This window comes from Thermomonas brevis, assembly GCF_014395425.1.
In the GTDB taxonomy this organism is placed as follows: domain Bacteria; phylum Pseudomonadota; class Gammaproteobacteria; order Xanthomonadales; family Xanthomonadaceae; genus Thermomonas; species Thermomonas brevis.
In genome coordinates this window covers 857919-882017 of sequence record NZ_CP060711.1, presented here as the reverse complement: position 1 = coordinate 882017, position 24099 = coordinate 857919, and the positions used below count along the sequence as shown (strand labels likewise).

19 protein-coding genes and 3 pseudogenes are annotated in these 24099 nt (G+C 70.7%); 12 read left to right on the top strand and 10 right to left on the bottom strand.

The features are described from left to right. Position 1: 1 nt before the first annotated feature. Positions 2–391: a DUF488 domain-containing protein gene (locus H9L17_RS04060; protein ID WP_187571083.1), complete on the bottom strand. Its 390-nt coding sequence runs from the start codon at positions 389–391 to the stop codon at positions 2–4. A 120-nt stretch (positions 392–511) separates the two neighbouring features. On the opposite strand from H9L17_RS04060, the gene H9L17_RS04055 reads away from it, so the two are divergent. Further along, the gene (locus H9L17_RS04055; protein WP_187571082.1) at positions 512–1519 is read left to right on the top strand and encodes a TraB/GumN family protein; all 1008 of its coding nucleotides are present in this window, start codon (positions 512–514) and stop codon (positions 1517–1519) included. A gap of 18 nt (positions 1520–1537) precedes the next feature. Here the strand turns inward: H9L17_RS04055 and dxs are convergent, their stop codons facing one another. Beyond that, positions 1538–3463 carry a 1-deoxy-D-xylulose-5-phosphate synthase gene (gene dxs / locus H9L17_RS04050; RefSeq protein WP_187571081.1) on the bottom strand — a complete coding sequence of 642 codons (1926 nt, stop codon included), beginning with the start codon at positions 3461–3463 and terminating at the stop codon, positions 1538–1540. A gap of 99 nt (positions 3464–3562) precedes the next feature. On the opposite strand from dxs, the gene H9L17_RS04045 reads away from it, so the two are divergent. From H9L17_RS04045 to H9L17_RS04025, 5 genes are all read left to right on the top strand, one after another. Then, the gene (locus H9L17_RS04045; RefSeq protein WP_187571080.1) at positions 3563–4750 is read left to right on the top strand and encodes a GGDEF domain-containing protein; all 1188 of its coding nucleotides are present in this window, start codon (positions 3563–3565) and stop codon (positions 4748–4750) included. Positions 4751–4826: 76 nt separating this feature from the next. Beyond that, positions 4827–5510, top strand: a complete 684-nt coding sequence (locus tag H9L17_RS04040; protein ID WP_187571079.1) for a DUF502 domain-containing protein — start codon at positions 4827–4829, stop codon at positions 5508–5510. A 2-nt stretch (positions 5511–5512) separates the two neighbouring features. Continuing rightward, positions 5513–6283, top strand: coding sequence for a queuosine precursor transporter (locus tag H9L17_RS04035; RefSeq protein WP_187571078.1), 771 nt, complete (start codon positions 5513–5515; stop codon positions 6281–6283). Between the two features lie 117 nt (positions 6284–6400). Beyond that, positions 6401–6637, top strand: a complete 237-nt coding sequence (locus H9L17_RS04030) for a hypothetical protein (RefSeq protein ID WP_187571077.1) — start codon at positions 6401–6403, stop codon at positions 6635–6637. Between the two features lie 64 nt (positions 6638–6701). After that, positions 6702–9047 (top strand): methyl-accepting chemotaxis protein, encoded by a 2346-nt coding sequence (locus H9L17_RS04025; protein WP_187571076.1) that lies wholly within the window; start codon positions 6702–6704, stop codon positions 9045–9047. Here H9L17_RS04025 and H9L17_RS04020 read toward each other — a convergent pair. The 3 genes from H9L17_RS04020 to trxA form a co-directional block, all read right to left on the bottom strand. Next, complete coding sequence (locus tag H9L17_RS04020) at positions 9000–10949, bottom strand: serine/threonine-protein kinase (RefSeq protein ID WP_187571075.1); 1950 nt, start codon at positions 10947–10949, stop codon at positions 9000–9002. The two genes, H9L17_RS04025 and H9L17_RS04020, sit on opposite strands and share 48 nt — an antisense overlap. 62 nt (positions 10950–11011) lie before the next feature. Beyond that, the gene (locus H9L17_RS04015) at positions 11012–11461 is read right to left on the bottom strand and encodes a DUF4442 domain-containing protein (RefSeq protein WP_187571074.1); all 450 of its coding nucleotides are present in this window, start codon (positions 11459–11461) and stop codon (positions 11012–11014) included. A 2-nt stretch (positions 11462–11463) separates the two neighbouring features. Next, positions 11464–12336, bottom strand: a complete 873-nt coding sequence (trxA, locus tag H9L17_RS04010; RefSeq protein WP_187571073.1) for a thioredoxin — start codon at positions 12334–12336, stop codon at positions 11464–11466. 134 nt (positions 12337–12470) lie between these two features. On the opposite strand from trxA, the gene H9L17_RS04005 reads away from it, so the two are divergent. The 6 genes from H9L17_RS04005 (at position 12471) to H9L17_RS03980 (ending at position 15812) form a co-directional block, all read left to right on the top strand. Next, complete coding sequence (locus tag H9L17_RS04005; protein WP_187571072.1) at positions 12471–13121, top strand: hypothetical protein; 651 nt, start codon at positions 12471–12473, stop codon at positions 13119–13121. Then, positions 13118–13573 carry a hypothetical protein gene (locus H9L17_RS04000; RefSeq protein WP_187571071.1) on the top strand — a complete coding sequence of 152 codons (456 nt, stop codon included), beginning with the start codon at positions 13118–13120 and terminating at the stop codon, positions 13571–13573. Before H9L17_RS04005 ends, H9L17_RS04000 begins: the two co-directional genes overlap by 4 nt. A gap of 61 nt (positions 13574–13634) precedes the next feature. Then, complete coding sequence (locus H9L17_RS03995; RefSeq protein ID WP_187571070.1) at positions 13635–14078, top strand: hypothetical protein; 444 nt, start codon at positions 13635–13637, stop codon at positions 14076–14078. Then, the gene (locus H9L17_RS03990) at positions 14075–14293 is read left to right on the top strand and encodes a helix-turn-helix transcriptional regulator (RefSeq protein ID WP_187571069.1); all 219 of its coding nucleotides are present in this window, start codon (positions 14075–14077) and stop codon (positions 14291–14293) included. The genes H9L17_RS03995 and H9L17_RS03990 overlap by 4 nt, the downstream gene beginning before the upstream one ends. Further along, a complete protein-coding gene (locus H9L17_RS03985) occupies positions 14275–15195 on the top strand; it encodes an alpha/beta fold hydrolase (protein ID WP_187571068.1) in 921 nt (306 codons plus the stop codon). Before H9L17_RS03990 ends, H9L17_RS03985 begins: the two co-directional genes overlap by 19 nt. Further along, entirely contained in the window at positions 15192–15812 is a 621-nt protein-coding gene (locus H9L17_RS03980) for a DUF998 domain-containing protein (RefSeq protein ID WP_187571067.1), read from the top strand. Before H9L17_RS03985 ends, H9L17_RS03980 begins: the two co-directional genes overlap by 4 nt. Here the strand turns inward: H9L17_RS03980 and H9L17_RS03975 are convergent. The 5 genes and pseudogenes from H9L17_RS03975 to H9L17_RS16275 form a co-directional block, all read right to left on the bottom strand. Further along, on the bottom strand, positions 15760–16011 hold the full coding sequence (locus H9L17_RS03975; protein ID WP_187571066.1) for a SemiSWEET transporter: 252 nt from the start codon (positions 16009–16011) through the stop codon (positions 15760–15762). The two genes, H9L17_RS03980 and H9L17_RS03975, sit on opposite strands and share 53 nt — an antisense overlap. Then, positions 16008–16229 (bottom strand): hypothetical protein, encoded by a 222-nt coding sequence (locus H9L17_RS03970; RefSeq protein WP_187571065.1) that lies wholly within the window; start codon positions 16227–16229, stop codon positions 16008–16010. The genes H9L17_RS03975 and H9L17_RS03970 overlap by 4 nt, the downstream gene beginning before the upstream one ends. Before the next feature lie 218 nt (positions 16230–16447). After that, positions 16448–20197, bottom strand: a pseudogene (locus tag H9L17_RS16285) (putative Ig domain-containing protein); the annotation flags it as partial. A 153-nt stretch (positions 20198–20350) separates the two neighbouring features. Continuing rightward, positions 20351–23326, bottom strand: a pseudogene (locus tag H9L17_RS16280) (beta strand repeat-containing protein); the annotation flags it as partial. A gap of 30 nt (positions 23327–23356) precedes the next feature. Then, a pseudogene (locus H9L17_RS16275) lies at positions 23357–23926 on the bottom strand (putative Ig domain-containing protein); the annotation flags it as partial. Positions 23927–24099: the final 173 nt, after the last annotated feature.

The window sequence follows — 24099 nt, the reverse complement described above, 5'->3', positions numbered from 1 at the left end:
GCTAGTTCGCGATCACCGCGCCGGCAGCGAGCAGCAGCTTGCGCAGCTCGTGGCGGTGGCAGTGCGCCTCGTCCTCGCAGTAGCAGCCCACGCTGAAGTCGCTGGCGTGCGACATCGCCGCCAGCAGCTCGATCGCGTGCGCGGCGTCCGGCCGCTTCATCTCGCTGCGGTAGCGGCGCAGGAACGCCTGCCACTGCGCCGGCGTGGTCGCGGCATGGGCGATGTCCATCGCCTCCTGGCTGGGCGCCACGGTGGGCAGCCAGATGTCGTGGAAATCGCGCTTGGCGAACTCGGATTTCGGCACGCCGCGCGGCGGCCGCCGCACGGTGCCGATGCGCAACCCTTCTCCCTTCGCGCGCGGCGTTCCCAGGCGAACCACACGGATGGCCATGGCGCAGTTCCTCCTCGGCGGCGATGGCGAAAGCATCCCACGGATTCAGCCGTCGGTTGAACTTTCGCGCGCGGATGCCGTCACACTGCCGCCCTGACGACGGACCACGGAGACGGACGGATGCGGAACGCGATGCTGGCGGTTGCGGTTGCGGTGGGTTGCATGTCGATGCCGCTGCAGGCGCAGCAGGCCGCGCCGCCGGCGGACGGCATCCGCACCGAGGCCACCATCGTCGTCGAGGGTGAGCAGCCCGGTCCCGGCCTGTGGCTGGTGCGCAAGGGCAACCACGACCTCTACATCCTCGGCACGCTGCGCCCGCTGCCCGCGAAGATGCAGTGGCAGTCCGCGCAGGTGCAGCAGGTGCTGGCGCAGGCGCAGGAAGTGATCCGCATGCGCGGGGTGGACATCGACGCCAAAGTCGGATTCTTCAAGGGCCTGATGCTGATGCCGAAGCTGCTGGGCGTGCGCAACAATCCGGACGACAAGAAGCTGAAGGACGTGGTGTCGCCGGCCTCCTACGCGCGCTGGCTGGCGCTGAAGGAGCGCTATATCGGCAGCGACGGCGGCGTCGAGAAGCGCCGCCCGCTGTTCGCCGCGCAGGAGCTGTACGTGGCGGCGATGAAGAAGAACGGGCTGGACACGCACGATCTGGCCTGGCCGGTGGTGAGCGCGGCGATCGAAGCGCACCATCCGACGGTGACGGTGGTGAAGGAAACCATCACCGTCACCGACGTCAAGCCGCTGCTCAAGGAATGGTCGAAGACCACCATGGATGACATGGCCTGCTTCGACAACTCCATGCGGCTGGTCGAAACCGACATCGGCACCATGCGCGCGCGCGCCAACGCCTGGGCCACCGGCGACATGGCCGCCCTGCGCGCGCTGCCGCCGGCCGAGCAGTGGGAGGCGTGCGAAAGCGCGATCTCCGAAACCGGCATCGGCAAGCGGTTGGGGTACGGCAACGCGCAGCAGAAAGTGCGCGCGAAGTGGCTGGCCGCCGTCGACGCGGCGCTGGACAAGAACACGGTCAGCTTCGCCCTGCTCAACCTCAACGACCTGCTGGGGTCGAACGGCTATTTGGCCGCGCTGGAGGCGAAGGGCTACACGGTGATCGCGCCGGACGAATGAATCGCCGGCGCGTGTGTCTCAGGCGCTGCGCGCCGCGTCCGTCGCCTGCGCGGCGAGCCGGGGCCAGCGCCTGAGCACCGCCGCGCGGATACCGGCGACGTCCAGCCCGGCTTCCGCCAGCAGGTCTTCGCGGCTGGCGTGGTGCTGGAACGCATCGGGCAGGCCGAGGTGCAGGATCGGCAGGGCGATGCCGGCGTCGGCCAGCAGCTCGGCCACGCCGCTGCCGGCGCCGCCGGCCACCACGTTGTCTTCCAGGGTGACGAAGCCCTCGTGGGTCTTCGCCAGTTCCAGGATCAGCGCGCGATCCAGCGGCTTGACGAAGCGCATGTTGACCACGCTCAGGCCGAGTTCCTCGCCGACCTGCTGCGCCGCCGGCACCAGCGCGCCGAAAGCGAGCAGGGCGAGGCGCGCGCCCTGCCGGCGGATTTCCGCCTTGCCGACCGGCAGCGTGTCCAGCGTCGGCCGCACCGCCACGCCGGGGCCGGTGCCGCGCGGGTAGCGCACGGCGGCCGGGCCTTCGTGCCGGAAGCCGGTGCTGAGCATCTGCCGGCATTCGTTCTCGTCGGCGGGCGCCATCACCAGCATGTTCGGCACGCAGCGCAGGTAGCTGAGGTCGAGGTTGCCGGCGTGGGTGGCGCCGTCCGGGCCGACCACGCCGCCGCGGTCGATGGCGAACAGCACGTCCAGGTTCTGGATCGCCACGTCGTGCACCAGCTGGTCGTAGGCGCGCTGCAGGAAGGTGGAGTAGATCGCGACCACCGGCTTGTCGCCCTCGCAGGCCATGCCGGCGGCCAGCGTGACCGCGTGCTGCTCGGCGATGGCGACGTCGAAATAGCGCTGCGGATATTCCTGGCTGAAGCGCACCAGGCCGGAGCCTTCGCGCATCGCCGGGGTGATGCCGAGCAGCTTCGGGTCGGCGGCGGCCATGTCGCAGAGCCAGTCGCCGAACACGTCGGTATAGGTGGGCTTCTTCGCGGCGCCCGGCTTGGACACCACGCCCTTCTCGGGATCGAACGGGCTGACCGCGTGGTAGCCGATCTGGTCGCCCTCGGCCAGCTCGTAGCCCTTGCCCTTGGTGGTGATGACGTGCAGCAGCTGCGGGCCCTTCAGGCCCCTGAGCGTCTTCAGCGTCGCCAGCAGCGCGTCGGTGTCGTGGCCGTCGATGGGGCCGGTGTAGTGGAAGCCCATCTGCTCGAACAGGGTGGACGGCACGAACATGCCCTTCCAGTGTTCCTCCCAGCGCTTGACGAAGCGCGCCGGCGGGCTCTTTTTCTTGTCGCCGAGCAGCTTCTTGCCGCCCTCGCGGATCGCGTTGAGGGTGCGGTTGCCGCTCATCCGGCCGAGCATCTTGGTCAGCCCGCCCACCGCCTCGCTGATCGACATGCGGTTGTCGTTGAGGATCACCAGCAGATCGGGGTCCTCGTCCATGCCGCCGGCGTGGCCCAGCGCTTCCCAGGCCATGCCCGCGGTCATCGCGCCGTCGCCGATCACCGCCACCACCCGGCGGTCGTTGCCGGCGCGGGCGTTGGCGATCGCCATGCCCAGCGCGGCCGAGATCGAGGTCGAGGAATGGCCGACGCCGAAGGTGTCGTACTCGGACTCCTCGCGCTTGGGGAACGGCGCCACGCCGTCCTTCTGCTTGACCGTGTGGATGCGGTCGCGACGACCTGTCAGGATCTTGTGCGGGTAGCACTGGTGGCCCACGTCCCAGACGATGCGGTCGTCCGGCGTGTCGTACAGGTAGTGCAGGACGGTGGTCAGCTCCACCACGCCCAGGCCCGCGCCGAAATGCCCGCCGGACTTGCCCACCGATTCGATCAGGAAGGCGCGCAGTTCGTCGGCGACCGCGCGCACGTCGGATTCCGGCAGCTGGCGCAGGTCGGCCGGGCTGTCGATCCGCGACAGCCGGGGGTAGCGGGAAGCATCGATGCTTGCACTGGACATCCGCGTATTGTCGCGCCGCGGGCGGGTGCGGGCAACGTGAAGACCGGTGGCGGGAGCGGGGCGATGTTCTATGCTCCGGGCAGGCCAAGGAGGACATGGATGCAGCCGCTGGACGACGGGGTTTACCAAGCGCTGTTGATGGATCTGCTGCTGGCGTCGGCGCTGCTGGCCCTGTTCGCCTACGTGGCCCGGCTGTCGCGCGACGTGCGCGGCGTGGCCGCCTGGGGCGCGGCGCATTTCGCCTACACCACCGGCGCCACCGTGCTGGACGCGATCGCGCCGATCGTGGCCGGCGCGGGGCATCCCGGCCTGGCCGTGGCGGTCATGCACGGCGGAGTGATGCTGGCCTGCGCCGGCATGGCCGGGCTGGCGGTGGCGGTGATCGGGTTCGTGCGGCAGCGGCCGCTGCGCCAGTGGGAACTCGGATTGGTGCCGGCGGGCGCGGCGCTGTCGCTGGCGGTCTGGATCGGCGGCGGCGGGCGCGATGCGCAGACGGTGGCGCTGACCATCGTCGAACTGGGCGCGTTCCTGCTGATGGGCTGGCACCTGCTGGCCCTGCGCAACCGGCCCGAACGCGTGCCGGCCCGGCTGATGGTGGCGTGCTGCGCGGTGCTGTTCGTGCTGTACGGCAGCGTGGTGCCCGGCTGGTCGCGCGGACACTTCGGCTTCGGCGAGATCTGGGTCAGCGTGGACGTCTCGATCTGGTTCATGCTCAATTTCTGCATGCTGATGCTGGCCAGCTTCCGCGCCGCCGAGGGCCTGCGCCGCAGCGCGATGACCGATCCGCTGACAGGCGCGCTGAACCGGCGCGGCGTCGAGGACGCGCTGCGCTCGCGCGCGCATCCGCTGGCCGCCGGCGCGGCGCCCGACGCCGCGATCAGCCTCGACATCGACCGCTTCAAGGCCATCAACGACCGCCACGGCCACGCCGCTGGCGACGACACCCTGCGCCGCCTGGCCGAAACGGTGCGCGAGCAGCTGCGCGCGGACGACCTGTTCGAGCGCGCCGGCGGCGACGAATTCACGGTCCTGCTGCGGCACTCCGGGCCGGCGGCGGCGCTGGAAGTGGCCGAACGCATCCGCGCGGCGGTGAAGGCGCGGGCGATGCATGCGGCTGCGGCGGCGGGCGAGGTGACGGTCAGCGTCGGCGTGCATGCCGACGCCGGCGCTCGGGTGGAGCAGCTGGTGCGCGGCGCGGATGCCGCGCTGTACCGCGCCAAGCAGCAGGGCCGCGACCGCGTGGTCGCGCTGGCGGACTTGGCCGGCGACGGGACGCTGGACGGCTGACCAGGTCGAAGGCCGCGCTCCGGCGGCGGCTGGCAGACTTCGCCTCTACCCGCCCGCGCTCCCCTAGAATGCGCGCATGTCCGCATCTCCTTCATTCGGCCAACGCCTGCAGCGCCTGTTCCTGACCGGCCTGCTCACTCTGCTGCCGCTGTGGCTGACCTGGGTGGTGGTGAAGTTCGTTTTCGTGCTGCTGGGCGGCCTCAGCCAGCCGCTGATCGAGCCCGGCCTGCAGGGCATCGCCGCCGGCAATCCGCGCACCTTCGGCTGGCTGGTGGAGCCGTGGGTGAAGAACGCGATCGCGATGGTCGCCACCGTCGGCGCGATCCTGCTGGCCGGCTGGCTGGCCCGGCGCGTGGTCGGGCAGACCTTGCTGCGCTGGTTCGAGGCGCTGGTGGCGCGCATCCCGCTGGCCAGCACCATCTACGGCAGTGCGCGCAAGCTGCTGGACATCCTGCAGACCAAGCCGGACGGCACCCAGCGGGTGGTGCTGATCGACTTCCCGCACAACGAGATGAAGACGCTGGGCTTCGTCACCCGCGTCATGCGCGAGATCGGCACTGGCCGCGAACTGGCGGCGGTGTACGTGCCGACCACGCCCAACCCGACCTCCGGCTACCTGGAGATCGTGCCGATGGAGAAGATCACGCCCACCGACTGGACGGTGGACCAGGCGATGAGCTTCATCATCAGCGGCGGCGCGGTGGCGCCGGACAGCATCCCGTTCGCGCCGCCATCGCCGCCGCCGGCGACGGCGTCCTGAGAATGCGGCAGCTCGACGACCGCGCGGTCCGGCTGTTCGTCGCGCTGGCGGCGTTCTTCTGCGCCAACGCGGTGCTGGCGGAGTTCATCGGGGTCAAGATCTTCGCGCTGGAAGGCACGCTGGGCATCGCCCCGCTGCACTGGAACCTGCTCGGCCAGAGCGGCACGCTCGATTTCACCGCCGGCACGGTGATCTGGCCGATCGTGTTCATCATGACCGACACGGTCAACGAGTACTTCGGCAAGCGCGGCGTGCGGATGATCAGCTGGCTGGCCGCCGGGCTGGTGGCCTACGGCTTCCTGTTCGCCTACATCGCCATCCACCTCGCGCCGGCGACGTGGTGGGTGGGCGCGGCGAAGGAGCAGGGCGTGCCCGACTATCAGGCCGCCTTCGCCGCGATCTTCGGCCAGGGCATGTGGATCACCGTGGGCTCGCTGGTCGCGTTCCTGATCGGCCAGCTGATCGACATCCACGTGTTCCACCACATCCGCCGCCGCACCGGCGAGCGCCACGCCTGGCTGCGCGCCACCGGCTCCACCGCGGTGTCGCAGCTGGTGGACAGCTTCGTGGTGCTGTACATCGCCTTCGTGATCGGCCCGCAGCACTGGCCGACCTCGCTGTTCCTGGCCGTCGGCACGCTCAATTACTGCTACAAGATGCTGGCGGCCATCGCGCTGATCCCGCTGCTGTACCTGGCCCGCGCCGGCATCCACCGCTACCTGGGCCATGACCGCGCCGCGCAGCTGCGCGAGCAGGCCGCCGGCACGGCGTGAGCGTCGAATCCGGAATTCCCGCCGCCGCCTGATTGATTCCGGTCAAGGCGCCGCCGTCGCCGCCTCCCGATCATGGCACCACCGCGCGCTGCGCATGTGCCATGACGGAGTTTCCCCATGCTGTTCGACGTCCTCGGCCTCGTTGACGAGACCACCGCCCGTTCCATCGCCTTCGCCGTGCACGCGCTGGACCCGCAGGCCAAGATCACCGCCAACATCGGCCGCGGCCGGCTGCTGGTGGAAAGCAGCCTGAAGGAGAACGACATCAGCGACGCCCTGCGCGCCGCCGGCTACCCGGCCACCCTGGCGCCGGAGCATGCCGAAGGCACCACCTGTTGCGGCAGCTGCGGCTGACCCTTCCCCATTGCCGACGCCGGGGCCGTCGGCCGCGGCGACCTACTTGCCGAGGAGCAGGTTGATGATCGCGTCTCCCGATGTCGATGCCGTGGACTCCGTCCTGCCTCCTCCGCGCCGCGCCAGCGGATCGCTGTCGCGGAAGGAACTGCTGGAACAGCCGGTGACCGGCGTGGAAATCCCGTTCCGCGACGGTGAGCTGATCGTCTCCTGCACCGACCTGCGCGGCATCGTCACCTACGTCAACGAATATTTCTGCGAGATCAGCGGCTACGGCGAGGCCGAGCTGATCGGGCGGCAGCACAACGTCATCCGCCATCCGGACATGCCGGCGGCGGCGTTCGCCGACCTGTGGCTGCGCATCCAGGCCGGGCAGCCGTGGATGGGGCTGGTCAAGAACCGCTGCAAGAACGGCGACCACTACTGGGTGGACGCGCACGTCACCCCGATCCTCGACCAGGCCGGCAAGGTCACCGGCTACATGTCGGTGCGGCGCAAGCCTTCGCGCGAGCGCGTGGCCGAAGCCGAGCGCGCCTACGCGCAGCTGCGCGCCGGCACACTGAAGAACGTGGCGATCCGCAACGGCCGCGTGCAACCGGTGCCGCTGGCCGAGCGGCTGAATCCGCTCTGGAAGCTGCCGCTGACCGCGCGCCTGTACCTGTTTGCCCTGTTCGGGCCCGCGCTGGCGGCGGCGCTGTTGCTGCGCGCAGGCGGTGCCGGCATCGCCGACTGGGCGCTGCTCTGCGCCGGGCTCGGCTTCGCCCTGTATTCGGCGCGCTGGCTGTCGCGCGACGTGGTCGGCCGCTGTGACGACGCCCGGCGCGCGCTGCGCGAGATCGCCGGCGACGTGTTCACCGGCGGCATCGACACCTCGCGCAGCGACGAGGTTGGCAGCATCCTGCTGGGCATCAAGTCGATGCAGATCCGGCTCGGCTTCCAGGTCGAGGACCTGCGCCGCGAGCGGGCGATGACCCGCGAGGCGATGGCCTCCGCGACCGCCAGCATCCTGGTCGCGGATTCGAACCGCAAGGTGGTGTTCGCCAACCGCGCCATGCTGGCGATGTTCGGCGGCGCGGAAGCCGCGATCGCGCAGGCGCTGCCGGGGTTCGGCGCCGAGCGCGTGGTGGGCTCCAGCCTGGAGGACCTGCACCCGGAGCCGGCGCAGTGGCGGAGCCGGCTGGGCGGCCTGACCGCCGCGCACGTCGAAACGCTGGCGCTGGGCGCGATGACGTTCGACACCACGGTCACGCCGGTGCGCAACGAGCAGGGCAAGCTGCTCGGCTACGTGGCCGAATGGCGGGACCGCACCGATGAACTGTCGATCGAGCGCGAAATCGGCCAGCTGGTGACCGGCGCGGTGCGCGGCGAGCTCGACCGCCGCATCGGCGAGCACGGCAAGCAGGGTTTCCACCTGGCGCTGGCGCGCGACCTCAACGCCATGCTCAACGGCATCAACGCGGCCTTCGAGGGCATCCGGCTGGTGTTGCAGGGACTGGCGCAGGGCGACCTGACCGGCCGCGCCGACGCGGGCCTGCAGGGCGCGTTCGGCGGCATTGCCGAATGCGTCAACGACACCATGGACCGGCTGGCGGACATGGTCGGCCAGATCCAGGAGGCGGTGGGCGTGATCGGCATGGCGGCGGCCGAGATTTCCAGCGGCAACGACGACCTGTCGATCCGCACCGAGCAACAGGCGATCAGCCTCGAAAAGACCGCTTCGTCGATGCACGAACTGGCCTCGACCGTGGAGAACAACGCGGCCAGCGCGCGCAACGCGCGGGTGCTGGCGGAAGGGGTGACGGCGATCGCCGGGCGCGGCGGCGAGGTGGTGGCGGGCGCGGTGGACACCATGCAGCGCATCACCCGCGCCTCGCACCGGATCGAGGAGATCGTCGGGGTGATCGACGGCATCGCCTTCCAGACCAATCTGCTCGCACTCAACGCGGCGGTGGAGGCGGCGCGCGCCGGCGAGCAGGGACGCGGCTTCGCGGTGGTGGCGGGCGAGGTGCGCACGCTGGCGCAGCGCTCGGCGGCGTCGGCGAAGGAGATCAAGGCGCTGATCGAGGATTCGGTGCAGACCGTCGACCAGGGCGCACGGCAGGTGCGCGAGGCCGGCGGCACGATCCGCGAACTGGTCGCCGAGGTCGGCAAGGTGTCCGCGCTGGTCGCGGAAATCAGCGCCGCCACGGACGAACAGGCGATGGGCGTGGGCGTGGTCAACCAGACCATCACCCAGCTCGACGGCGCGACCCAGCAGAACGCGGCGCTGGTGGAGGAGGCCAGCGCGACGGCGTGCGCGATGGCCGAGCAGGCGCGGTCGCTGAACGAGCTGGTGGCGCGCTTCCGGCTGCGCGACGAGGCGTCAGCGGGCGCGCGCGAGCAGGAGGCCGATGTCGTCGTAGCCGCGTGAGGCGTCCAGCGGCTTCGGCCGGTCGCTGACCATGCGGGTGCCGCAGTTGCGGTCGGCGCACAGCGTCAGCCAGCCGGCGGCCGGCGCGGGATGCGCGCGCAGCTCGCCGGCGCTGGGCAGGCGGTAGTGGCGGCCGTCCTGCGCGCCGATCCAGGCGGCGTAGGCCAGCGCGTCGGCGGCGGACACGCAGACCACCGGCTTGCGGTCGCTGCCGGTGTTGTTCCACTTCAGCTTGCGGCCGAGGAAGCCCTTGCCGCATTCCGCGGCGGCGCGGCCGCTGGCGCTGGCGAAGCGAGCGTAATCCGCACGGGTGACGGCGACGATTTCGATGGGCACGGCCGCGGTCGGCGCAGTGGCCGCGGCGGTGGCCGTCCTGTTGTCGGCAAGCGTTCCCACCCGCGTCCGTAGGGCGCGTTCGCGCGCGGGATCGAGGTCCAGCCAGGCGATGTCGGCGAGCAGCGCGGCAGCAGCAGGGCGGGTGTCCGGCTTCGCCAGCAGGCCGGTCAGGCGCTGGTCGAGCGCGTCGGCCAAGCGCTTGCGCAGCAGCGCCACGGACGCGCCGGTGCCGCCGCGCCGTTCGTCCAGCTGCTGCGCGCGCTGGAAGGTGATGCGCGCGCCGGCGACGTCGCCCGCGCGCAGCGCGCGCTCCGAGGCGGCGTTCAGCGCGTCGAACAGCGCAGCGGTCAGGCGCAGGGTGTCGGGATGGGTCGGGTTGGTGCGCCACGCCGCGTCCAGGCTGTCCCAGGCGTTGGCGTTGCGCGGCGCCAGCAGGCGCCCGTCGCGCAGCTGCTGCTCGGCGTTGGCGACGTAGGCGGCCACGCTGCCGCCGCTGACGATCGCCTCGCCCGGAAGGGATTGCGCCTCGTCGTAGCCGGGCGCGGCGGGCGGCGTCGGAGCCGTGGTGGTGGCGGCAACGGCGGGCGCGGGTGGCGGCGACGCATCGTCGCGGGTCGCGACATAGGCAAGGCCGATGCCGAGCGCGGCCAGCACGGCGGCGCCCGCGCCGAGCGGCAGCCAGCGCGGGCGCGGCGACGCCGGCGGGGCTTCCTGCATCCACGCCGTCGGCACTTCCACCGCGGCGAACGAACGGCTGCTGCGGCGCTCCAGCGCGTCCAGCGCATCCACCATTTCCTGGGCGCTGGCGAAGCGCTGCTCCGGCCGCTTCGCCATTGCCTTGTCGATGAAGCCCTGCCACTGCTTCAGCGCCGGCGGCAGGCGCGGGATCGGTTCCTGCACGTGCCGCAGCGCCATCGACAGCGCATCGCCGGCGTTGTACGGCAGCCGGCCGACCAGCATTTCCCAGGCCAGTACGCCGATGCTGTAGAGATCGGCGCGGCGGTCCACGTCCTGCCCGCGCGCCTGCTCCGGCGGCATGTAGGCGGTGCTGCCCACCGCCAGCCCGGCGGTGGTCAGGCGCGGGTTGCTGCCGCGCCGCAGGGCGATGCCGAAGTCGGCCAGCATCGGCCGGTCGGCGTCGTCGAACAGCACGTTCTCCGCCTTCACGTCGCGATGCACCACGCCGCGCACGTGCGCGTAGTCCAGCGCCTGCAGCAGGCTGCGCAGGATCGACGCCACCTTCGGCTGGTCGCCGGCCAGCCGGCGCTGGGCCAGGTGGCCGCGCGACAGGTAGGGCATCGAATAGAAGGGCAGGCCGTCGGACGTGCGGCCGACCTCGAAGATGCCGACGATGTTGGGATGTTCGAGCCGGGCAATGGTGCGCGCCTCGTTCTCGAAGCGCGCGCGGCTCACCTCGTCGGCCAGCACGTCGGCCAGCATCACCTTCAGCGCGACCTTGCGGCCCAGCGATTCCTGCTCGGCCAGATAGACCGTGGACATGCCGCCCTGGCCGATGACCCGCAGGATGCGATAGCCCTGGATGCTGGGATTGGTCTTGTCCGTCACTGCGCCGTCGTTCCCTTGGCCCGCACCGAGCATACGACGGAGACGCCGCGGGATGGAACGCTTCAGCGTTCCGGTTTGCGGCGCACGTAGAGCTGCTTGCGCACGCGCGCCACCACCTCGCCCTGCGCGTCCACGACGGCGTTGTCGAACCAGCGCAGCACCTTGCCGCCGTCCGCGGCCTCGGCGCGCAGCCCGTCCAGCACGCCGTCGTCCAGCGCGAAGGCGGTCTGCACGACGCCGCGGCCGGGTTTCACGAACTCGATCTCGCCGGCCTTGTCCCAGACGTAGTGGTCGCGCCCGAGGTGGTGCAGCACCATCAGCATCCAGAACGGGTCGGTCATCGCGAACAGGCTGCCGCCGAAGTGGGTGCCGACGTAGTTGCGGTTCCACGGCCGCATGCGCAGCTCGACCCGCGCATGCCGGTAATCGTCCGACAGTTCGGCGAGGTGGATGCCGGCGAACAGGAACGGCGGCCACAGGTTGATCCCGTGGCGGAACAGGCCGGCCCGCACGGTCAGACCAGCAGCAGCGCCGACATCTGCCGGCGCACGCGGCCCACCAGGTCTTCGTCCTCGACCACGCGGAACGCGTCGATCAGCGACTTGCGCGCCAGCCCGTCGCCGTAGCTGCGGTCGCGGCGCAGCATCTCGATGAACTGCGCCAGCCCGGCCTCGGCGTCGCCGGCCACCAGCTGGCGCACGCCGAGCAGGTGGCGCGCGCGCAGGTCGCCCGGATCGGCGGCGATGGCGGCTTCCAGCGTTTCGGCCGGCGGCGCGTCCTTGAGCAGGGCGGCGAAGCCGAGCCGCGCGCGCGCCTTGATCGTGCGGTCGTCGGTGGCGAGGTTGGCCGGCAGCCTGTCCAGCAGCTGTTCGGCCTCGACCGCGGCGCCGGTCTGCAGCAGCGCCAGCGCCAGGTCGAGCTTCAGCTCGTCCTTGTCCGGCTCGGCCTCGATGGCCTTGCGCAGGCGCATCACGTCCTCGTGCGGATCGACCGGCGCGGCGGCTTCGGGCACGGACTCTTCCGCAGGCGCGGCGGCGGGCTCGATGCCCACCTGCGCCAGCATCTCGCGCAGCTGGCCTTCCGGCAGCGCGCCGGGAATCGCGCCCAGCATCTGGCCGTCCTTGAACAGCACCATCGTCGGCACCGAGCGGATCTGGAACGCGGCGGCCAGCTCCTGCTCCTTGTCCACGTCGACCTTGGCGACCGCGAACGCGCCGTGGTACTCGGCGGCGAGCTTCTCCAAGATCGGCCCCAGCGTCTTGCACGGCGCGCACCAGGTGGCCCAGAAGTCCACCAGCACGGGCGTCTCCAGCGACTTGCGGATCACCTCCTCCTCGAAGCGGGCGGCGGTGGCGTCGAACACGTGGGGGTGGGCGGTGTCGGTCATGGCATCAAGGGGCGGGAACATGCCCCAGTAGATGGCGACGAAGGGCGCATTCGCAAGCCGATGTAAAAAATAGTTGACATCGCGGGTCGTCAATGTAAATTGAACATTACATTTAGTCCGCTGGAGATGACACGATGGCTGGCCTGTCCCCGCGTACCCGCTTCGTCGCCTGGCTGCTGCTGGCCGGCGTCGGGCTGGCGCTGTTCTTCAGCGGCGACTACCGCGACATTCCCTTCCCGGTGGGATGGCTGGGCACGTTCCTGTTCGTCGCGGCGGTGTGGTTTTCCGTGGCCCGGCTGCACGACGTCCCGCAGAGCGAGGAGGAGGCGCAGGTTGCGCCCGGCGAATGGCAGGCCTGGATCGGCGTGGCCTTCGTCGGCGCGGTGATCGCGGCCAGCCTGCTCAAGGCGCACCTGTTCCTGCCGGAGGTGCCGATTGGCCGCAACCCGGAGGTCAGCGCGGCCGGCCGCTCCATCGGCACCCTGTTCGTGGCGTGGCTGGTGCTTTCGCACGTGCTGAAGCAGCGCTGGGCCGGCAAGGTGCTGGCCGACGAGCGCGACGCACGGATCGAACTGGTCGCCAGCCAGTGGGCGCGCTGCGCCACCGCGGTCTGCGTCATTGCCATTGCGGTGATGCTGGGCTTTTCCGACACCGAGCGGCTGCGCCAGTTCAGCTATCCCTTCATCGCGCAGATGCTGATGCTGGCGCTGCTGGTGGGGCTGTGGCTGGACCAGCTGGTGGCGGCGATCCTGTACTGGCGCGACCGCCGCGGAGCGCAGGCATGAATCTCCTGGGGCGGAGACTGGCCCGCTCCGATGCGCAGGCGTTCGGCGAACGCTTCGCGTGGCGGATGGTCGCGATGTTCGCGGGCATGGCGCTGTACCTCACGTTCGGCGCGATTCTCGGCGGGCGCGAAATCGCCGTCGTCGCAACGTTGATCGCGCTGCCGCTGACGTTCGGCTTCCGCTTGCGCGCGGCGGCGGACGAGCGCAGGCGCGGCGAGACAATGGAGGACGAGCGCGATGCCGCGATCCGCGCGCAGGCCGACCGCGCCTTCCGCATCGCCGCCTCCTGCTGGTTCGCGCTGCTGGCGCTGGCGCTGTCCTTCGATGCCGGGCGCGGGGCGTTGTCGGCGAACGATTGCGCGATTCCCGGCCTGCTGTTGCTGGGCGTGGTCGTCGCCAACCTCACGGGGCATCTGACGGTGGCGGTGCTTTATCGCCGCGACAGGCAGTGAGCGCAGCCGGCGCATGTCGAGGCAATCGGAAGGGCACGCGGTGCCCGGAGGCGATGCGGGAATGAGCAAGCAGGAAAAGATCGGTCTGGTGATGCTGGCGGTGGCGCTGACCGGCGCCGTGTATCTGGCGTGGGAACTGTTCCTCGCGCCGGGCGCCGCGGCTTCGGAAGGCGCGCTGGGCGGCATGCGCGACAACGTCGCCAAGCTGTTCGCGGCGCTGTTGCTGGGCTCGATGGCGATCCAGAAATACGGCAACGGGCCGCTGGAGGACGAGCGCGACCGGCAGATCAAGGCGGCAGGCATGGAGGCCGGGTATTTCGCGCTGATCCTGATGGTGTTCGTGTCGGGGACGCTGATCCGGGCAACCGGCTTCGCCGACTATCTGCGCTTGCGTCCGCACGGCTGGCTGGAACTGTACCTGCTGCTGTGCATCGCCGTGTCCGTGGCGGTGAACGGCGCGGTCAGGACCTACCGCTACTGGTGCGATCGCCGGGCGCCGGCATGACCGGCACTTCGATCGCCAACGAGATCCGCCGCCTGCGCTTCGAGCGCGGCGAGATGACCCAGCAGGCGCTGGCCGACGCCTGCGGGGTCACCCGGCAAACCATCATCGCGCTGGAGGCGGGGCGCTACGCGCCGTCGCTGGAACTGGGCTTCCGCATCGCCGACGCGCTCGGCGTGCGCATCGAGGACGTCTTCCAATGGAGCAGACCGAAGTGAGCAAACGCGCGAACGGGTTCTTACGGTTCCTGAAGTGGGCGCTGGGCGTCGTGGTCGCGCTGGCGCTGTTGCTGGCGGCGTACCTGTGGTGGGTGGTCGCGCGCTTCGACACGAAGACGCTGCCGGCGCGGCACGGGCAGGTGGATGCGGAACTGTTCGCCCGCGAGGGTGGCCGGCATCCGCTGATCGTCGGCCTCGGCGGCGGCGAGGGCGGCAACGCGTGGGCGACGAAGACCTGGAAGAAGCAGCGCGAGCGCTTCCTCGACCAGGGCTACGCGATGCTGGCGGTCGGCTATTTCGGCACGCCGCATTCGCCGGAGCATCTGGACCGCATCTCGCTGGACGGCGTGCACGCGGCCATCGAACGAGTCGCCCGCGATCCGCGCGTGGACGGCCGCTGCATCGCGGTGATCGGCGGTTCGCGCGGTGCCGAGCTGGCGCTGCTGCTGGCCAGCCATTACCCGGACATCAAGGCGGTGGTCGCCATCGTGCCGGGCAGCGCGGTGTTCCCGGCGCTGACCGACGCGATGACCACGGCGGGCTTCTCCTTCCACGACAAGCCGCTGCCGTTCGTGCCGATGACCTGGAGCGCGACGCCGTACCTGTTCACCCGCGACCTGCGCGCCGCGTTCGAGACGATGATGCGCGACGAGGCGGCGATGGCGCGCGCGGCGATCCCGGTGGAGCGGATCAACGGCCCGGTGCTGTTCGTGTCCGCGGCGCAGGACGAGATGTGGCCGTCGAAGGAGATGGGCGACGCGATGATGCGGCGGTTGCAGGCGCATGGCTTCCGTCACCATGCCGAGCATCTGGTGGTGCAGGGCGGCCACGCCGAGCCGCTGGACGAGTTCCCGAAGATGGAGGCGTTCCTCAAGACCCGTTTCGCGGAGACCTGCCGATGAGGCGCGCGGCGGTGCCGCTGGTCCTGCTGGCGCTGGCGTCGTTCGCGCTGGCGCTGCTGCTGGCCGGCGCCGGCCTGCCCGAATACTCGCACCGCCTCCACCCGGTCGCGCTGCGCGGCGCGGCCGGATTGCCGGGCGCCATGCCGTTCAACGCCGCCGCGTTCCTGTTGCCGGGAATCGCGCTGCTGCTGGCATCGCATGCGCTGCGGCCAACGCTGGCGGCGCGGGGCTGGACGGCGCGGATCGGGCTGACCCTGGCGCAGCTGTCGGCGCTGGCGTTCGCCATGCAGGGCGCGCTGCCGCTGGACGCGCGCGAGCTGGACGGCGATGCCAGCCGGCTGCATGCGCTGGCGTGGATGATCTGGTGGATCGCGTTCGTGCCGGCGATGGCGCTGCTGGCCGTCGGTGCGCGGCGTGGCGCGAGCTTCGCCGTCGCCTGCCTGCTGGCCGGCGCGCTGGTGTTGGTGCTGGCGGTGCTGGCGCCGGTCGGGGCGTGGGTGGGGCTGGCGCAGCGGCTGGCGTTCTTGGTGTGGTTCGGCTGGTGGCTGTATGCGGCGTTCGCGCTCAACCGTGCTTCAGCTTCAGCGCCAGGATCGTCGCCGACAGCACGAAGGTGACCGCGTTCGACACGATCATCGGCCACGAGTGCAGCACCAGCCCGTAGCCGAACCAGCACGCGATGCCGAACGTGAACGTCGCGTACATCAGCAGCGAAATCCCGCGGGTGTCGCGGCTGCGGATGGTCTTCACCGCCTGCGGGACGAACGACAGGGTGGTGCAGGTGGCGGCGAGGGCGCCGATCCATTCCAGGCTCATCGCTTCGATCCTTGCGCCGTGTCGTGACGGGCGATGCCGGGTTCCGTCGCGAACTCGGGCTGCCGCATGCCTGCGATGTGCCACGACGGATCGGCCAGCATCAGGGTGGATGCGCCAGCGCTTCCGCTGAAGGCGATGCCGGCCAGCGGGCTGAGCGCGATGAGGGTGGTTCCACTGTTGCCGGGCGGGCGAGCGTTGAACGATGGCGCGCGGGGCATCGGCTTCTCTCCGTCAGGGGCGTCGGAGTGTGGCATGCGGCGTCCGCAATGCGCTGCGAACGCGCCGCGTCATCACCCGCATCCGGCGCGTCGTGTCGCCTGTGGGCGGCATGGCAGGCGCAGCCGTCCTCCTGAAACGCACAAGCCCGGGTTGCCCCGGGCCTGTACTTGCCGGATGCGCCCGCTGGGACGCATCCGGCCGTTCGCTGGAGCGGGCGTCAGAACTGCGCGTCCAGGTGGAACTCCACGCCGTGGTCGCTCGAGTCTCCGCCCATCTGCGCGCGATAGTCCACGCGCAGGCCCCAGCCGGTGCCCCAGTTGAATTGCAGGCCGGCGCCGAGGATCCAGCGGTTGCGCGCATAGCCCTCCAGGGTGGTGCGGTAGAACGGCATCTGCAGCAGGTCGCTGTACTGCACGGTGGCCGTCCCGCTGCCGCTGAAGTCGTGCTGGTACTCGGCCTTCAGCTGCGGCGAGATCGAGCCCCACGCGGTCTGCCGGCGCCAGTCGAACCGCACGCCCGCGTTGCCGGTGGTGCTCTCCACGTCCATCTTCCCGTAGGTCAGCGCGTTCGGTGCGTCCGCCTGCTCGGCATAGCCGTCCAGTTCGCCTTGGGCGATATCCAGCCGCAGGTACGGCGTGACCTGCAGGTTCCGGAACGCGAGGTCCGCGCCGGCCGAGACCGAACCGAACCACTGCGAGCCGTCGCGCGAGCCGGCGGCCGTGCTGCCGTCCGCCGTCACGTGGCGGCGCAGGTCGAAGTCCAGCGTCTGATAGCCGAGCACCGTGTCGATGAAGAAGCGCTCGCCCGGGCTGACGCTGGCGTAGCCGGCCAGGGTGTAGGCCCTGGCGTCGCTGCGGGTGCCGTTGTCGCCGACGTGGGTGCGGTCGCGGCCGTAGCCGACGCCCATGCCGAGCACGACGCGGTCGCTGATCCGGTAGTCGGCGCCGGCGGACACGCCGTCCGTTTCGAACGTCAGCTCGGAGGTGGCGCCGCGGCTGTCGAGGCTGCCGGAGCGGAGCATGCCCGCCGCCCACGTACCGAAGGCCGTGGATACGCTGGAGGACGCGCCGGAGTCTGTCGCATTTCCATCGCCGGGCGCGGCGCCGTTGGCGTCGAACGGCTGCTGGCGCTGCATGTCGCAGCGGTTGTTGCCGGGCGCGATGTCCGTCCCCGGGACGCATGCCTGGCGCGAGGCCATCGACAGCGAGTTGCTGAACCCGGAAGCGTTGCCGTGGCCGTGCAGCCGTTGCATGCGCTGCTGGAAGTTGTTGACCTGCGTGTTGGCGAAGCGGCGAGCCGCCTCGGCCTGGGCGTTGATCAACCCGCGGACCTCGGGATCCTGCGACGGGTCCGGACGCTGCGCGACCACCAGCGAGTAGGCGCGGTTGCCGGTGAAGTGCAGCGCGTCGGTCGCGGTGACGGTGAAGGCGAAGGTGCCTGCCGCCTCCGGCGAACCCGAAAGCCGCCCGTCCTGGTCCAGCGTGATGCCCGCCGGCAGCGCGCCGGTGGTCACCGCGTAGTGGTAGGGCGCGGTGCCGCCGGTCGCCGTCAGCTGCTGCGCGTAGGCGACCATGAAGGTGCCCGCCGGCAGGGTTTCGGGCGTCAGCGTGATCGTCGGCGCCGACACTTCCAGCGTGTACGTCTGCGTGATCGAACCGGCGGTGCCGGTGGTGCTGTCGGTGGCGGTGACGCTGAAGCCGAAGCTGCCGGCCACGGTGGGCGTGCCGGACAGCGCGCCGGTGGCGGCATCCAGCGTCACGCCCGCGGGCAGCGCGCCTGCCGACACCGTGTAGGCGTACGGCGCGATGCCGCCGCTGGCGACGAACGTCTGCGCATAGGCCACGCCGGCGGTGCCGGCCGGCACCGTCGCGGGCGTCAGCGTGAGCGTCGGCGCGGCGATGGTCAGCGTATAGCTGTTGGTCGCGGTCGCCGCGGTGCCGCCGGTGCTGTCGGTAACGGTCACGCTGACGTTGAACGTGCCCGACTGCGTCGGCGTGCCGCTGTAGGTCAGCGTGGCGGAATCGAACGCGATTCCGGTCGGCAGCGCGCCGCTGGCGACGACCGTGTACGGCGCGATGCCGCCGCTGATCGTCAGCGTCTGGCTGTAGGCGCTGCCGGCGATGCCGGACGGCAGCGTGGCTGGAGTGACCACGAGCGTCGGCACCGCCACCACGACGGCGTAGGCGCGGCTGCCGGTCTGGCCGTTGTGGTCGGTGGCGGTCACGGTGAAGTTGAACGTGCCCGACGTGGTGGTGGTGCCGGAGAGCGTGCCGTCGGCGGCGATGGTCAGGCCGTCCGGCAGCGCGCCGGCGGTCACCGCGAAGGCGTAGGGCGCGACGCCGCCGCTGGCGCTGATCGCCTGGGTGTAGGCCAGGCCCGCCGTGGTGCCCGGCAGCGTGGCCGGATCGACGGTGATGGTCGGTGCGGGCACGTCGATCGTGTAGTTCTGCGTGATCGAGAACGGCGCGCCGGTGCCGGTCAGCACGGTATCGGTGGCGGTGATCGTGACCGGATAGCTGCCGGGTGCGGTCGGCGTGCCGGAGACAGTGTTGCCGCTGAAGCTCAACCCGGCCGGCAGGGGGCCGGTCAGCACGTAGCTGAAGTTGCCCGAGCCGCCTGCCGCGGTGAATGCCTGCGAGTACGGCGCACCGTAGGACGCGGTCAGTGTGCCGGCGGCGGGCGTCAGCGTCAGCGTCGGCGCGGCGAGGGTCAGCGTGTAGGCATGGCTGCCGGTCTGGCCGTGGTCGTCGGTGGCGGTCACGGTGAAGTTGAACGTGCCCACCGTGTTGCTGGTGCCGGACAGCGTGCCGTTGGATGCCAACGTGATGCCGCTCGGCAGCGCGCCGGCAGTCACCGCGAAGGTGTAGGGCGCGACGCCGCCGCTGGCACTGATCGTCTCGCTGTAGGCCACGGACGCGGTCGGATCGGGCAGCGTGGTGGGAGCGACCACGACGGTCGGCGCCGGTACGTTGATCGTGTAGTTCTGCGCGATCGAGAACGGCGCACCGGTGCCGGTGAGCGTGGTGTCGGTGGCGGTGACCGTGACCGGGTAGCTGCCGGGCGCGGTCGGGGTGCCGGAGACGGTATTGCCGCTGAAGCTCAACCCGGCCGGCAGGGCGCCGGTCAGCACGTAGCTGAAGTTGCCCGAGCCGCCCGAGGCGGTGAACGCCTGCGAGTACGGCGCGCCGTAGGACGCGGTCAGTGTGCCGGCGGCGGGCGTCAGCGTCAGCGTCGGCGCGGCGAGGGTCAGCGCGTAGGCACGGCTGCCGGTCTGGCCGTGGTCGTCGGTAGCGGTCACGGTGAAGTTGAACGTGCCCACCGCGTTGCTGGTGCCGGAGAGGGTGCCATCGGCGGCAAGGGTCAGCCCGGCCGGCAGCGCGCCGGCGGTCACCGCGAAGGTGTAGGGCGCGACGCCGCCGCTGGCGCTGATGGTCTGACTGTAGGCCACGGCCGGGGTCGGATCGGGCAGCGTGGCCGGAGCGACCACGACGGTCGGTGCGGGCACATCGATCGTGTAGTTCTGCGCGATCGAGAACGGCGCGCCGGTGCCGGTCAGCACGGTATCGGTGGCGGTGACGGTGACCGGATAGCTGCCGGGCGCGGTCGGGGTGCCGGAGACGGTATTGCCGCTGAAGCTCAACCCGGCCGGCAGGGTGCCGGTCAGAACGTAGCTGAAGCTGCCCGAGCCGCCCGCTGCGGTGAACGCCTGCGAATACGGCGCGCCGTAGGACGCGGTCAGCGTGCCGGAGGTCGGCGTCAGCGTGAGCGTCGGCGCGGCGAGGGTCAGCGTGTAGGCGCGGCTGCCGGTCTGGCCATTGTGGTCGGTGGCGGTCACGGTGAAGTTGAACGTGCCCACCGTGTTGCTGGTGCCGGACAGCGTGCCGTCGGTGGCGAGGGTCAGCCCGGCCGGCAGCGCGCCGGCAGTCACCGCGAAGCTGTACGGCGCGACGCCGCCGCTGGCGCTGATGGTCTGGCTGTAGGCGGTACCTGTCGACGGATTCGGTAGGGAGGTGGGGTCCACCACGATGAGCGGCGTCGCGACGTTGATCGTGTAGTTGCCGGTGACGGTGAACGGCGAACCCGTGCCGGTCGAACCGGTGTCGGTGGCGGTGATCGAGAAGCTGTAGTTGCCGGGTGCGGTCGGCGTGCCGGACAGCGTATCGCCGCTAAGGGTGACGCCCGGCGGCAGCGAGCCGCTGGCCGCGTAGGTGTACGGGCCGGTGCCGCCGCTGGCCGTGAAGGCCTGCGAATACGGCGCGCCGTACGGCGGATTGAAGGTGGCGCTGGCGGGGGAGATCGCCAGGGTCGGGGCGGCGACGGTCAGCACGAAGGACTCGCCGACCGTGTACGGGCCGTTGCCGGTGCTGCTGTCGGTGGCGGACACGTTGAGGTTGAACGTGCCGGCCTGGGTCGGGGTGCCGGAGACGGTCACGGTATTCGCGGTGGTGCCGGTGATCGCCAGGCCCGCGGGCAGGTTGGTGACCTGGTAGCCGCTCCAGGGCTGTGCGCCGCCGTTGAAGGTGAACGTCTGCGAATACGGCACGGCCGTGGTGGCGGCGAAGCCGCCGGAAGCCGTGATGGTGATCGTCGCGTCGTTCACCGTGACGGTCACCGTTGCCGGCGCCGACGTGCCGCCGGTGTTGGTTGCCGTGTAGGTGAAGCTGTCCGGGCCGGCATAGCCGGCGGTCGGCGTGTAGGTGACCGTGGTGCCGCTGGCGATCGCGGTGCCGTGCGCTGGTGCGGTGCCGATCGCGACCGAAGTCGGGGCGCCGCCGGTGATGTTCAGCGTGACCGGATTGGCGCTGCTGTCATAGGCGACCGTCGCGCTGACCGGGTTCGCCACCGGCGGCACGTCGATGACGGTGATGGCGTAGGCCTGCGTGGCGGTGTAGGGCCCGGTGCCGGTGCTGCTGTCGGTCGCGGTGACGCTGAAGTTGAACGTGCCCAGCGCCGACGGCGTGCCGGTGATGGCGCCGGTCGAACCATTCAGGGAAAGCCCGCCCGGCAGCGCGCCCGCGGTGACCGCGTAGGCGTACGGCGCGGTGCCGCCCGACGCCGGCGCGATGCCGTCCGAATAGGCCGCACCCAGCGTGCCGCCTGCCAAGGTGGCGGCCGGCAGGGAAATCGTCGGCGCGTCGATGGTGATGCTGTACGCCTGGTTGCCGCTGAAGGGGCCCGGGAACGGGCTGGCGTCGGTCGCGGTCACGGTGAAGTTGAAGGTGCCGCCCGCCGTCGGGGTGCCGGAAAGCGTGCCGCCTATCGACAGGGTCAGACCCGTCGGCAACGTGCCGGCGGTCACCGCGAAGGAATAGGGCGTGACGCCGCCGCTGGCAGTGAAGGTCTGGCTGTAGGCCGTCGCCACGGTGCCGCCCGGCAGGGCTCCGCCTCCGGGGCTGACCGTCACCGGTACGTCGTCGTTGGTGATGGTGCCGACGCCTTGGTTGTCGGCGATGGTGGCGTTGGTCGCGCCGCTGAGGTTCAGGAAGAACGTCTCGTTCGCTTCCGGCACGGTTTCGCCCAGCACGGCGACGGTGATCGTCCGCGTGGTCTGGCCGGGGGTGAACGTCAGGGTGCCGCTGGCGGCGGTGTAGTCGCTGCCGGAGGTGGCGGTGCCGTCGGCGGTCGCGTAGTTGACCGTCACGGTCTGGCCGCTGGCCGCGCTGAGCGTCACCGTGAAGGTGGCGTTGACGGTGCCGCTATTGCCTTCGACCACGCTCGCATCGTTGATCGACAGGCTCGGCTGCGGATCGTCGTTGACGATGGTGCCGATGCCCTGGCCGTCGACCACGGTCGCGCCGGTGACGTTGGTCACGTTGACGAAGAACGTCTCGCTCGGCTCGTTCAGCGTGTCGCCATTGACGGTCGCGGTGAACGTGTAGGTGCTGCTGCCGGCCGGAATGGTCTGGCTGGTCAGGCTTTGCGCGGCATAGTCGACGCCCGCCGTGGCGGTGCCGTTGGCGGTGGCGATGTCGAAGCTCGCGCCGCCCGGACCGGCCGGCGCGCTCAGGCTCACCGTGAAGGTGAAGTTGGTGGTGCCGGCGTCGCCTTCGCTGGCGCTGACGTCGTTGATCGACAGGTTGGGCAGGTCGTCGTTGAGGATGGTGCCGGTGGCGCTGTTCGGCACGCCCACGATGTAGCCGGCGCCTGCGTTCAGGGTGATGGTGACCGTCTCGTCCGCCTCGATGGTGGCATCGGCGGTCGGGTCGATCGTGATGGTGCCGGTGGTGCTGCCGGCGGGAATGGTCAGCGGCGAGGTCGCCGCCGCATAGTCGGTGCCGGACGTGGCCGACCCGCTGACCGTGAAGTTGATCGAGGTCGCGCTGAATGCGGCCTGGTTCAGGGTGACGGTATAGACCAGGTTGGTGGCGCCGTCTTCGGCGACCGAGGCCGGCGCGACCGCGATGGATGCGGTCGGCACGTCGTCGTTGAGGATGGTGCCGGTGGCGCTGCTCGGCGCGCCGACGGTGTAGCCGGTGCCGGCGGCGACGGTCAGGATGACGGTTTCGTTGGATTCGACGGTGCCGTCGGCGACCGGATCGATGACGATGGTGGCAGTGGTGGCGCCGGCCGGGATGGTGACGGTCGGCACGCCGCCGGTGTAGTCGGTGCCCGCCGTCGCGGTGCCGCTCGTGGTGATGTTTACCACCGTCGGCGAACTCAGGTTGAGGCTGCGGGTGACGGTGTAGACCAGGTTGGTCGCGCCGTCTTCCGACACGCTGGCCGGTGCCACCGCGATCGAGACGCTGGGCGGCGGACTGACCGTGAGGGTGAAGTTCTCGACCTCGAAATAGCTGCCCGGGCCGGTGCTGGCATCGGTGACGCGGAGGGTGACGGGGTAGTTGCCGGGTGCCGCCGACGTGGTGCCGCTGATGATGCCGGTGCCGGAGATGCTGATGCCGGCCGGGAAACTGCCGGTCTCAAGCAGGTAGGTATAGGGCGCCACGCCGCCGTTGGTGGTCAGGGTCTGCGTGAACGCCGCGCCCTGGATGGCGGTGCCGGCGTTGGCGGCAAGGCTCAGGCTGGGGTTCTGGACGGTGCCGGTATAGCCCTTGTCGACGAATTGCGCGGTGGGCGATGTCGAATCGGTCGAACGCACGCTGAAGCTGTAAGCGCCGCGCTGGGTCGGCGTGCCGCTCAGGACGCCGCCGGCGGTCAGGGTCAATCCGGGCGGCAGGACGCCGCCCGCTAGGGAGTAGGTGTAGGGCGCCACGCCCCCGCTGGAGGTCAGCGTCTGCGAGAAGGGGGTACCAGCCGTCAGGGTCGGCAGCGAGCCGGGGGAAACGGTGATGGCCGAGGCGGCCGGGGTGATGGTGATGCTCACCCGGACGTCGCCGGCGCCGGTAAGCGAGCCATCGGCGAATTCGAAGACATCGGTCGAGCCGACGCTCCCGCTGGTGTTGCTGTAGTCGAGGAACCACTGGCCGCCGGTATGCCGAAGCGTAGCGGTACCGTAGTCCTCGAAATCGGCGGGGCCGTAGCTGCCGCCGTCGATGGCGCCGTCTCCGCCGAAGCCGCTGGAGAATTCGCAATCGGAGACGTTGATGGTCACCGTGCCGCCAGCGCTGACGGTGGCGGTCTGGGCCGGGCATTCCGCGGACGTATGCTGCGCGCTTGCCAGCGCGGGCCAGAGCAACGCCAGGCTGCACAGCAGCAGATGGCAACCAGACAGGAACCGGCGACCGCCGCGGCGACGCATCAGAAGCCTCGAAAGCATATGCATGTGTTTTTCCCCGGGAATCCATCCGCGTGACGCGGAGCGGTCGCATCGACCATTGACGCTTGCTGTACTTGTCACCCCAACGCAGGCCGGGTCCGGGATCGGCCAAATGGAATGGCGTGCCGGCGCGGCTGGCTGGTATTGGAACAGGA